General features: G+C 69.2%; 8 protein-coding genes and 1 pseudogene. 2 read left to right on the top strand and 7 right to left on the bottom strand.

Annotated elements, in window-relative coordinates:
- Nucleotides 1–163 precede the first annotated feature (163 nt).
- The 6 genes from AC1DXV_RS24830 to AC1DXV_RS24805 form a co-directional block, all read right to left on the bottom strand.
- On the bottom strand, nt 164–943 hold the full coding sequence (locus AC1DXV_RS24830) for an HvfC/BufC family peptide modification chaperone (RefSeq protein WP_477936057.1): 780 nt from the start codon (nt 941–943) through the stop codon (nt 164–166).
- Nucleotides 940–1860, bottom strand: coding sequence for an MbnB/TglH/ChrH family RiPP precursor modification enzyme (locus AC1DXV_RS24825; protein WP_477872630.1), 921 nt, complete (start codon nt 1858–1860; stop codon nt 940–942). Before AC1DXV_RS24825 ends, AC1DXV_RS24830 begins: the two co-directional genes overlap by 4 nt.
- A 7-nt stretch (nt 1861–1867) precedes the next feature.
- A complete protein-coding gene (locus AC1DXV_RS24820; RefSeq protein WP_477872632.1) occupies nt 1868–2137 on the bottom strand; it encodes a BufA1 family periplasmic bufferin-type metallophore in 270 nt (89 codons plus the stop codon).
- 128 nt (nt 2138–2265) lie between these two features.
- Nucleotides 2266–3702 (bottom strand): efflux transporter outer membrane subunit, encoded by a 1437-nt coding sequence (locus tag AC1DXV_RS24815; RefSeq protein WP_477936055.1) that lies wholly within the window; start codon nt 3700–3702, stop codon nt 2266–2268.
- A 14-nt stretch (nt 3703–3716) separates the two neighbouring features.
- The gene (locus AC1DXV_RS24810; RefSeq protein WP_477936053.1) at nt 3717–6902 is read right to left on the bottom strand and encodes an efflux RND transporter permease subunit; all 3186 of its coding nucleotides are present in this window, start codon (nt 6900–6902) and stop codon (nt 3717–3719) included.
- A gap of 34 nt (nt 6903–6936) precedes the next feature.
- The gene (locus AC1DXV_RS24805; protein ID WP_477936051.1) at nt 6937–8121 is read right to left on the bottom strand and encodes an efflux RND transporter periplasmic adaptor subunit; all 1185 of its coding nucleotides are present in this window, start codon (nt 8119–8121) and stop codon (nt 6937–6939) included.
- A 178-nt stretch (nt 8122–8299) separates the two neighbouring features.
- Between AC1DXV_RS24805 and AC1DXV_RS24800 the strand changes: the two genes are divergently transcribed.
- Entirely contained in the window at nt 8300–9292 is a 993-nt protein-coding gene (locus AC1DXV_RS24800; RefSeq protein WP_082004304.1) for a LysR family transcriptional regulator, read from the top strand.
- A gap of 95 nt (nt 9293–9387) precedes the next feature.
- Nucleotides 9388–10254 (top strand): alpha/beta hydrolase, encoded by an 867-nt coding sequence (locus AC1DXV_RS24795; RefSeq protein ID WP_477936049.1) that lies wholly within the window; start codon nt 9388–9390, stop codon nt 10252–10254.
- 62 nt (nt 10255–10316) lie between these two features.
- Here AC1DXV_RS24795 and AC1DXV_RS24790 read toward each other — a convergent pair.
- Nucleotides 10317–11126 (bottom strand): annotated as a pseudogene (locus AC1DXV_RS24790) (RHS domain-containing protein); the annotation flags it as partial.
- Nucleotides 11127–11242 lie beyond the last annotated feature (116 nt).

The following is an 11242-nucleotide window of genomic DNA, read 5'->3' as shown; positions in this document are numbered from 1 at the left end:
AGGCTGTGGCGCGCCGGCCATGAAACCAGCCAGCTCCGGCGACCCGGCTTTATTGGCGCGCCACAGCCTCCCCGCACCCGCCTTTGTGCCACCACCCTGCTCCTTCGGGGGGTGACAAGCGAACAAATGAAGGTTGATGCCCGGGTTGTCACCCGGGCGCTGGTCAGCCGCGACGCGCGCCGGCCAGCCAGCCGTGCTGCAAGGCCTGCAACAGCCAGGGTTCGAAAGAGAAGATCTCGCCCGCGCGGTCCAATGCCTCAGACAGCGGCCGGCCCTCCAGCAAGGCCTGCGTCCAGCGCGCCTCGGGCTCGCCGACGGGCTGCACCCGCGGGCGCCAACCGTCGCGCCACACCAGCGCGTGCTCACCACGGCCGGCATCGAGCGCCTCGCGGGCGGCGGCGAGGTGGGCGGCCGCATCGTCGCCGGGGCGGTGCGCCAGCCACAGGCTCGCCGCCGGCCAGGCGCTGGAGAGCAGGCCGACCGCCGGCACCAGCATCAGCACGAGTTCAGCCGGATCGGCCTGCGCCAACAACGCCAGGCTGGCGGTATCGCATTCGGTGTCGGCCGCCCGCTCACAGCGGGCCACCAGCGCATCGAGCCGCGCGCAGTCGGCCACGTAGGGCACGTCGGCCAGCTGATCGCTCTCGGCGATGAACTCCGGCAGCGCATCGCCGAACTCGGCGAGGTCGCCGCGTTGCGGCGGATGCGCCTGCCAGAACGCGCGGGCCAGCGCGGCAAACGACTCCTCGCCCAGCAGCGCCTGCACGGTCGGGTAGCGTGCCGCCAATGCGCGTTCGGCCGAGGCGCCGCCGTTCGCCTGATAGGCCTGCCAGCCACGCCGCAGCCGGGCGCCCTGCTCGCCCACCGCAGCGGCCAGCGACGCGCCTTCATCGCGCGCCCACAGGCTGCGCAGCAGCGCCTGCTGGCGTTCGAGCTCGTTCATCGGTGGCCGGCCCCGGCGATCACCCGCTCGGCGTGCGCTGCCTCTTCGAGCAACACGGCCAGCGGCGGCAGTTCGGTGTCCCACTCGACCAGCGTCGGCCGCGGGCCCAGCCGCTCGATCGCATGCGCGAACACCCGCCACACCGGTTCGTGCACGCGGCTGCCATGGTCGTCGATCACGATGTCGGGCAGTTCGAGGTAGCCGGCCAGGTGGATCTCGCCGACGCTGGCCGCATCGATCGCGTCGATCCAGTCACAGGCCTCGCGCACCGCCTCGGCGTGGCCGTCGCGTGCGCGGTTCAGCCCGCCGACGTTCAGCCCGTTGACGACCAGGTTGTTCACGTCGAGCAACAACCCGCAACCGGTGCGGCGCGTCAGCTGGTTGAAGAACTCGGGCTCGCTCATCTCCTGGTCCTGCCAGGCGAGGTAGGCCGACAGGTTCTCGACCAGGATGGGCCGGCGCAGACGCTCCTGCACCTGCGTCACGTTGCGCGTCATCACGTCGAGCGCCTCGCGCGTGAAGGCGAGCGGCAGCAGGTCGTTGGCGTGCAGCAGTTCGGCACCAGCAGCAGCACCAGCAGGGCCGCCCGGCGCGCGGGCGAAGCTGGCATGGTCGGAGACGCGCACCGGCTCGATGCGCTCGGCCAGCCGCGCCAGCCGGTCGAGATGCCACGGGTCGAGCCCGCAGGCCGAGCCGAGCGAGAGCCCGATGCCGTGCAGGCTCACGTCCCAGCGCGAGCGCGCCTCGCGCAGCACGGCCATCGCGGCGCCGCCGTCGGCGAAGAAATTCTCGGAATGCACCTCGACGAAGCCGAGCGGCTGCCCGTGCCACGGGCCGTCCAGCAGCTCGGCATAGTGCGGCTGGCGCAAGCCGATGCCGACCGGGCGGTCGAGCGACGGCAGCGCGGCAGCACTCACCGCCGGCTCACTGCTTCTTGGCTTCTTCGGCGGTCTTGCCGCCCAGGCTCTTGCAGGTGCCCTTGGCGACGTACTTCCATTCGGCGGCATCGGCATCGACCTTGGACTGGCCGGCGCACGAGTGCGAGCCGGTCAGCGTGGCGCAGTCGTTCTGGCCCGCCTTCGCGATGCCGAAGCACTTTTCCTTGGCCTTCTCGTCGGCGGCGTGGGCCTGGCCCAGCAAGCCCAGGGCCAGCACGGAAGCGAGGGCGGACGAAGCGATCAGACGGTTGTTCATGCGGTTCTCCTATCGGGGTTCAGGGATGGCGTCGCCATCGGTGAAAAGATGAAACGACCCGCCTGAGTCGCGCTCGGGCGGGTCGTCTTACATCGGCCGACATCATGCCCGCATGAACGGGCCCCCTGTCACTGGGTGGTTTCCCAACCCCCGCCGAGGGAGCGGATCAAACCCACGGTCGTGGTGGCCCACGTACCGCGCAGCTTCACCGCCTGCCGCTCGATGGTCAGCAGGTCGCGCTGCGCTTCCAGCAGCTGCAGGTAGCTGTCTTCGCCGGCGCGGTAGCGCTTGTCGGCCAACTCCGCGGCGCGGCGCGCCGAGGCCACGGCCGCATCGGTGAAGCCCACCTGCTCGCGCACCGAACGCAGGCCGGACAGGTTGTCCTCCACGTCGGCGAAGGCCGTCAGCACCGACTGCCGGTAGTCGGCCACCGCGCCTTCGAGCTGCGCCTCGGCCCGCTTGACCGCGGCCTTGTTGCGCCCGCCGTCGATGATCGGCAGCGAGAACACCAGGCTGGTCAGCCAGGACTGCGCGTTGGTCTTGAACAGCTCGCTCAGCTCGTTCGACGCATAGCCGCCGTTGGCGGTCAGCGCGAGCGCCGGGAACAGCGCCGACTTCGCGACGCCGACCCGTGCCGTCGCCGCCGCCATGCTGCGCTGCGCGGCCGTCACGTCGGGCCGGCGCTCCAGYAGCGCCGACGGCAGGCCCGGCGGCACCACCGGCACGCTGGCGTCGAGCGCGAGCGGCTGGTTCTCGAAGGCGAAGCCCGACGGGGCCTGGCCGAGCAGCAGCGCGAGCGAATGCTCGATCCGCGCCCGGCTGCCGCGCAACGCGACCACCTCGGCCTGCAGCGTCGACAGCTCGGTGCGCGAGCGCGCCACGTCGAGCTCGGCGACGTCGCCGGCCTGGAAGCGCTTGCCGATCAGGCGAACGTTCTCGGTGCGCAGCGCGAGCGTCGCATCGAGCTGGGCGGCTTCGGCATCGAGCGCACGCAGCGCGAAATACGTCTGCGCCACGTCGGCCTGCAGCGCGAGCAGCACCGAGCGGTAGCTCGCCTCGACCTGCTCGGCGTCGGCCCGCGCGGCATTGACGCCGTTGCCCACGCGCTGGAACAGGTCGACCTCGTAGCTCGCGCCCAGGCCCGCCGTGTAGACGGTGGACGGCGACACCGGCGTGCCGGCCGGCACGCCGGCCTGCGCCGGCGCCGAGCGGCTGCGCGTGGCGCCGGCATTCAGGCCCAGTTGCGGCCAGCGGTCGGCCTCGGCACTGCCGAGCGAGGCGCGCGCCGCCTTGACGCGGGCGGCGGCCGACGCGAGCGTCGGGTTCGCCTTCGCGGCCTGCTCCTCGAGTGCATTCAGCTTCGCATCGCCGAACGTCACCCACCAGGCGCCGCGCTGCTGCGCCTCGGACGGCGCGGCCGCCTTCCAGCTGCCTTCGACGGCCGTCACCTCCTTGTAGGCCGACGGCACGCCCACGTCGGGCTGCGGCACCGTCGGGGCCAGCGAGCAACCGGCCAGCACCAGCGCCGTCACCAGCGCGGAAGTCTTGAACAATGTGTGTGTCATGGTCTTGTCGTCGCTCAGGTCGCCTCGTGCGCCACCGGCGCCGCAGCGGCGCCGGAGCGCCCTTCGATCGCCACCGCGAGCTTGCGCAGCAGCACGTAGAACAACGGGGTCAGGAACAGGCCGAACAGCGTCACGCCCAGCATGCCGGCGAACACCGCCACGCCCATCGCGTGGCGCATCTCGGAACCGGCACCCGACGAGAACACCAGCGGCAGCACGCCCATGATGAACGCGATCGACGTCATCAGGATCGGGCGCAGGCGCAGGTGGCAGGCTTCGAGCGCGGCTTCGACGATGCCCTTGCCCTGGTGCTCCAGGTCACGGGCGAACTCGACGATCAGGATCGCGTTCTTCGACGCCAGCCCCACCAGCACGAACAACGCGATCTGCGTGAAGATGTTGTTGTCGCCCTTGGTCAGGTAGACGCCCAGCAGCGCGCACAGGATCGACGCCGGCACGATCAGGATCACCGCCAGCGGCAGCGTCCAGCTCTCGTACTGCGCGGCCAGCACCAGGAACACCAGCAGCACGCACAGCGGGAACACGATCACCAGCGTGTTGCCGGCCAGGATCTCCTGGTAGGTGAGGTCGGTCCACTCGAAGCTGATGCCGCGCGGCAGCGTCTCGGCCGCCAGCTTGGCCATGATGTCCTGCGCCTGGCCCGACGACACGCCCGGTGCGGCGCCACCGTTGAAGTCGGCCGCCATGTACGAGTTGTATCGCTCGACACGGTCCGGCCCGTAGGTGTTGCTGACGTTCACCAGGCTGCCCAGCGGCACCATCTCGTTCGCGGCGTTGCGCACCTTGAACTGCCCGATCGCCGAGGCGTCCGAGCGGAACGAGGCGTCGGCCTGCGCGATCACCTGGTAGGTGCGGCCGAACTTGTTGAAGTCGTTGATGTAGAGCGAACCGAGGTTGATCTGCATCGTGTCGAAGATGTCCGACAGCGGCACGCCCAGCTGCTTGGCCTTGGTGCGGTCGACGTCGGCCTTCAGCTGCGGCACGTTGATCTGGTAGCCCGAGAACACGCCCGCCAGCTGCGGCGTCTGCCAGGCCTTCATCTGCAGCGCCTGCACCGCCTGGTACAGCGCGTCGGGGCCGAGGTTGGCGCGGTCTTCGACGTACAGCTTGAAGCCGCCGATGGTGCCGAGGCCGTTCACCGGCGGCGGCGGGAACACCATGATGAAGGCGTCCTGGATCGCGCCCAGACGCTTGTTCACCTCGGCCGCGATCGCGCCGCTCGACAGGTTGGCGCCCTTGCGCTTGTCGAAATCGTCCAGCGTGTAGAACACGATGCCCGAGTTCGGCGCGTTCATGAAGCCGTGGATCGACAGGCCCGGGAAGGCCACCGAGCTCTTGACGCCCGGCACCGATTGCGCGATCTCCGACATGCGGCGGATCACGCCTTCGGTGCGGTCGAGCGAGGCCGCATCAGGCAGCTGGGCGAAGCCGACCAGGTACTGCTTGTCCTGCGCCGGAACGAACCCCGACGGCACGATGCGGAACATGAACACCGCGCCGACGATCAGCAGCACGTAGACCACGAGGGTCGCGCCCTTGTGCGCCAGCACGCGCTTCACGCCACCGGTGTAGCCGTGCGACGAGCGGTCGAAGAAGCGGTTGAACACGCGGAAGAAGCCACCGAAGGCCCAGTCCATCGCGCGGGCGAGCTTGTCCTTCGGGGCGCCATGCGGCTTCAGCAGCACGGCGGCCAGCGCCGGCGACAGCGTCAGCGAGTTGAAGGCCGAGATCACCGTGGAGATCGCGATCGTCAGTGCGAACTGGCGGTAGAACTGGCCGGTCAGGCCGGACACGAAGGCGATCGGCACGAACACCGCGCACAGCACCAGCGCGATCGCGATGATCGGCCCGGAGACCTCCTTCATCGCCTGGATGGTGGCATCGCGCGGACTCAGCCCGTTGGCGATGTTGCGCTCGACGTTCTCGACCACCACGATCGCATCGTCGACCACGATGCCGATCGCCAGCACCAGGCCGAACAGCGACAGCGTGTTGATCGAGAAGCCGAAGCCCAGCAGCACCGCCATCGTGCCGATCACCGACACCGGCACGGCCAGCAGCGGGATCAGCGACGCGCGCCAGGTCTGCAGGAACACGATCACGACCAGCACCACCAGCGCGATCGCCTCGAGCAGCGTGTGGATCACGGCCGAGATCGAGTCACGCACGAACTGCGTCGGGTCGTAGACGATGGCGTACTCGAGGTCCTGCGGGAAGTCCTTCTTCAGCTCTTCCATCAGCGCGCGCACATCGGTCGAGATCTGCAGCGCGTTCGATTGCGGCGCCTCGAACAGGCCGAGCGCGACCGCCGGCTTGTTGTTCAGCAGCGAGCGCAGCGAGTAGGTGGAGGCACCCAGCTCGAGGCGGGCCACGTCGCGCAGGCGGATCACGCCGCCGCTGGCGGTGAGGCTGCCGGTCTTGATGATGATGTCGCCGAACTCCTCTTCGGTGCTCAGGCGGCCCTGGGTGTTGACCGACAGCTGGAACGGCGCGTCCTTGGCGGGCGAGGCGCCGACCACGCCGGCGGCCACCTGCACGTTCTGCTCGCGGATCGCGGCGACCACGTCGGGCGCGGTCAGGCCGCGCGCGGCGATCTTCTGCGGGTCGAGCCAGATGCGCATCGAGTAGTCGCCGGCGCCGAACACCTGCACCTGGCCCATGCCGGCCACGCGGGCCAGCCGGTCCTTGATGTTGAGCACCGCGTAGTTGCGCAGGTAGACCTCGTCGTAGCGCGAGTTCGGCGAGAGCAAGTGCACCACCATCGTGATGTTGGGCGAGCTCTTGACGGTGGTCACGCCGATCTGCCGCACTTCCTCGGGCAGGCGCGCCAGGGCCCGCTGCACGCGGTTCTGCACCTGCGTTTCAGCCTGCTCGACGTTGGTGCCGACCTTGAAGGTGACGGTCAGGTTCATGCCGCCGTCGCCGGTGGCCTGCGAGGCCATGTACAGCATGTTCTCGGTGCCGTTGATGGCCTCTTCGAGCGGGGCTGCAACGGTCTGGGCGATCACCGTCGGGTTGGCGCCGGGGAAGCGCGCGCTGACGACGACCGACGGCGGCACGACCTCGGGGTATTCCGAGATCGGCAGCCGGAAGATCGCGATCAACCCGGCCAGGAACAACAGGATGGACAGCACGGCCGCGAAGATCGGCCTGTCCACGAAGAATTTTGAGAATCGCATGGGGTCTCTCGATGTTTCTTGCTGGCGAGCCGGCTTACTGGCGGGCCGGGGCGCTGGCCGCCGCGTCGGCATTCATCGCCACGACTTCAGGCGCCACCGGTGAGCCGGGGCGCACGCGCTGCAGGCCGTTGACGACGATGCGCTCGCCCGGCTTCAGCCCGGCACGCGCGACGCGCAGCCCGTCGACCAGCGGGCCGAGTTGCACGACGCGGTACTCGGCCTTGTTCTCGGCGTTGACGACGTAGACGTACTTGCGGTTCTGGTCGGTGCCGATCGCGGTGTCGTTGATCAGCAGCGCGGCCGGTGCGCCGATGTCGGCACCGACCTGCACCCGTGCGAACAGGCCCGGGATCAGCGCGCCGTCCTTGTTCTCGAGCACCGCGCGCATGCGCACCGTGCCGGAGGCCGGGTCGACGCGGTTGTCGACGAAGTCGAGCCGGCCTTCGTGCGGGAAGCCGCTCTCGTTGGTGAGGCCGGTGCGCACCTTGACGCCCTTGCCGCCTTCGCGGGCGGCGCCGCCGATGCTCAGGAAGGTGGATTCGTCGCCGTCGAAGCTCACGTAGACCGGGCTGATCGAGACCAGCGAGGTCAGCACGACGCTGCTGTCGATCAGGTTGCCCACCGTGACCTCGGCCTTGCCGATGCGGCCGGCGAACGGCGCACGCACGACCGAGTACTCGAGGTTCAGCCGGGCCACCGCGAGCGCGGCCTGGTCGGCCTGCGCGCCGGCTTCGAGCTGGCGGGCGCTGGCAGCGCGTTCATCGAAATCGCGCTGGGCGATCGCGTTGTCGGCCATCAGGCGCTTCGAGCGCTCGAGCTCGGTGCGGCCGAGATCCGCCTTGGCCTTGGAGCTGGCGACCGCGGCCTCCAGCTTGGCCACTTCGGCCTGGTAGCTGCGCGGGTCGATCTGGAACAGCACGTCGCCCTTCTTGACCAGCGCGCCGGGCTTGAACTGCACCGCGTCGATGATGCCGGGCACGCGGGCGCGGATCTGCGCCGATTCGACCGCTTCGATGCGGCCGGAGAAATCCTGCTGCTCGACGACATTGCGCGAGACGACGACAGCGACGCTGACCGGCGGTGCCGGCGGCGGCCCGCCGGCGGGCGTGGCAGCCATCGCTTCGCCGCCGCGCGAGCAGCCGCCCAGCGACAGCAGGGCAGCCGACACGAGCGTCACGGCGACGGTCGAGAACATCAGGGGGGTGGGACGAAGGGTCATGGGGTCATCCTGGACAGCGGAGCAGCGGCTCCAACCGAAATAGAGAGACTAAGAGACAAATGGAAATAGTCGACAGTCACGGGAAATACCCCATGCTGCGTTGCACCATCAAATGTATTGGTCTGTGAATCAGTTATAAAGTAGCGTTTTGCGGAATGACTGTTCAGGATTCAAGACAATGGACACCATCAAAGCCATGCAAGCCTTCGTCGGCGTGGTCAACACCGGCGGCTTCACCAGCGCGGCGGAGCTGCTGAACATGCCGAAGGCGACGCTCTCGGCCAGCGTGGCCGAGCTGGAAGGCCACCTGAAGGTGCGGCTGCTGCACCGCACGACCCGCAAGGTGTCGGTGACGGCAGACGGCGCCGCCTATTACGAGCGCTGCGTGCGCATCCTCGAGGATCTTCGTGACGCCGAGGAGTCGTTCTCGTCCAGCCAGGCCTCGCCGCGCGGCAAGCTGCGGGTCGACGTGAGCACCGCGGTGGCGAGCCGGCTGCTGATCCCGCTGCTGCCGTCGTTCTTCGAGCGCTACCCCGACATCGAGCTGGAGCTGGGTTGCAGCGACCGGCCGCTGAACCTGCTGAGCGAGGGCATCGACTGCGCGCTGCGCGTCGGCGAGGTGTCGGACCCGTCCGTCGTGGTGCGCCGCGTCGGCACGATGAACCTGGTGACCTGCGCGACCACCGGTTACCTGGCGCGCCACGGCCGCCCGGAGCACCCGCTCGACCTGAAGAAGCACACCTGCCTGAACTATTTCTCGCTGCGCACCGGCCAGGTGTTCGACTGGGAGTTCGTGCGCAACGGCGAGCGCATCCTGCTGCCGGTGGACAGCCCGCTGACGCTGAACGATTCCAACGCCTACGTCGACGCCTGCCTGGCGGGCCTGGGCGTCGGCCGGCTGCCGACCTACATGTTCCGCCAGTACCCGAGCTGCGGGGTGCTGGAGCTGCTGATGTGCGACTGGCTGTCGGACGAGATCCCGTTCCACGTCGTGTACCCGTCGAACCGCCACCTGTCGTCGAAGGTGCGGGTGTTCGTCGACTGGGTGGCCGAGATCCTGGAGCACCACACCGGCATGAAGATGTGCCACGAGGCGCGCGCCGAACGCGAGAAGAGCGGCATCAAGCTGCCCAACAAGACGGTGCAACTGCTCGAGGCGCAGGCGCACTGAGCCGTTCGAGAACTACGGCCACAACACGGCCACTTGAACGCGGGGAGCGTGATCCGGGGATTCAAGCCAAGGGGCGCACGGCCGAAGATCAGGCCATGCAGCTCCCCTATGCCCTCACCCGTGCCGGCTGGCCTGCCGCCGCGCTGACCGCGTTCGCCGCGGTGGCCGGCGCCAGGCTGATCGACACGCAGCAGCGCAAGTGGATCTTCCGGCCGAGCAAGCACAACCGCTGGTCGCAGGCGCGCGCGCTGCGCCGGCTCTCGGACATGCAGGAGGTGTGGATCGGCTTCGACTCGCAGMTCAGCGGGCAGCCGGTGCGGCTGCACGGCCTGTGGCTGGCGAACCCCGATCCGAAGGCGCCGCTGATGCTGTACCTGCACGGCGCGCAGCACGAGGTGACCTGCAGCGCAGAGCGCATGCGCCGGCTGCAGCGGCTCGGGTTTTCGGTGCTGGCGATCGACTACCGCGGCTTCGGCAAGAGCGGCGGCGAGCTGCCGTCCGAGGCCAGCGCCTATGAAGACGCCCGCGCCGCGTGGCAGTGGCTCGGCGCCCGGCAACCGGGCCAGGCGCGCTACCTCTTCGGCCACTCGCTGGGCGGCGCGATCGCGATCCACCTGGCGTCCGAGGTCGACGACGCGGCCGGGCTGATCATCGAGAGCAGCTTCACCTCGCTGTCCGACGTGGTCGCGAGCTTCAGCCTCGGCTGGTCGGCGGTGCGCCGCTTCATCACGCAGCGTTTCGACGCGGCGCAGAAGATCGGCGCGGTGCGCGCCCCGGTGCTGGTGGTGCATGGCGACGACGACCGGCTGATCCCGCATGCACTGGGCCGCGCGCTGTTCGACGCGGCGGTGTCGGCCAAGCGCTTCGTGCTGGTGCCGGGCGGATCGCACCACGACACGCATGCGGTCGGCGAGGCGCCGATGCGGCAGGCGCTCTCGGAGCTGTTCGGACTGCCGGCTTGATCTCTGTTCAGCCCGATCGGATCACTCTGCGTGTAGTCCCCGCCCTCCCTCCGGTAGTAGCGGTTCCAGTTGTAGAACAGCCCCGACTCCGCATCCGCATACTGCCCCGGGAAGCGCAGGTTGAAGGTGAAGTCGCCGAGCCCCGCCGGGTTGGTCAGTGGCGCCGTCGTGCCGAACGGCTCGGCCATCCAGCTCCAGCGCTGGCGGCCTTCGCGGTCGACCACCACGCGCGGCGTGTTCAGGTGATCGGTGTGGATGAAATAGACGAGCGGTGCGCCCGTCGAGTCCGCAGGGTCCGGCGTGAACACCGCGACCGGCACGTCGTCCAGCCACACGTATTCGCGGATGGCCCGACCTTGCGGGTCGTACTCGCCGAGCAACTGGCCCTGCAGGTCGTACACGAAGATGACGGTGCTCTGCGGCCCCGCGTTCGTGAACTTGCGGATGCGCCGCCGCTCGGTGTCGTAGCTGTAGCGCGCGGTCATCCCGCCACGCGACAGCACCGCCAGCTGCCCCGGCAGGTCATAGCTCGCGGTGTAGCCGGCGCTGTCGCTGGTCGTGTTCCCGGCGTTGTCATAGCCGAAACTGCGCGCCGGGTTGGTCATCGCAGCGAGCCGGTTGCTGGTCGCCTCGATCACGTAGGTGCTGGGCACCCCACTCAGGCTCTGCTCGGTCCGGTTGCCGTTCGGATCGTGGGTGATCGCCCAGCTGGTCGTCGCGGTGACCACGCTCGTCAGCCGGCTGTTCGCGTCGTAGCCGAAGTTCTGGTCGAGTGCCGGCCGCGGCGTGCCATCGGGTGCCAGGTGCGTGAACGAGACGATTCGATCGGCCTCGTCGTAGCGGATGTCGCGGAAGACGTCGCCGAGGCGCATCCGCACGATGCGCCCGTCCAGATCGATCACACGCTCGTGCGCCTGTGCACCGCCGGCCATCGCCCACTGCCAGCTTTCGACCGGGCCGAAGGGCTGGTACGTCACCTGGTCGATCA

The organism is Rhizobacter sp. P3_C12, from assembly GCF_056402735.1.
This window is presented reverse-complemented; position numbering and strand designations above follow the sequence as displayed.

Bases quoted from the DNA above. Each gene is read 5' to 3' on its own strand.
- AC1DXV_RS24830 (WP_477936057.1), bottom strand. From the start codon at position 943: ATGAACGAGCTCGAACGCCAGCAGGCGCTGCTGCGCAGCCTGTGGGCG.
- AC1DXV_RS24820 (WP_477872632.1), bottom strand. From the start codon at position 2,137: ATGAACAACCGTCTGATCGCTTCGTCCGCCCTCGCTTCCGTGCTGGCC.
- AC1DXV_RS24810 (WP_477936053.1), bottom strand. From the start codon at position 6,902: ATGCGATTCTCAAAATTCTTCGTGGACAGGCCGATCTTCGCGGCCGTG.
- AC1DXV_RS24805 (WP_477936051.1), bottom strand. From the start codon at position 8,121: ATGACCCTTCGTCCCACCCCCCTGATGTTCTCGACCGTCGCCGTGACG.
- AC1DXV_RS24800 (WP_082004304.1), top strand. From the start codon at position 8,300: ATGGACACCATCAAAGCCATGCAAGCCTTCGTCGGCGTGGTCAACACC.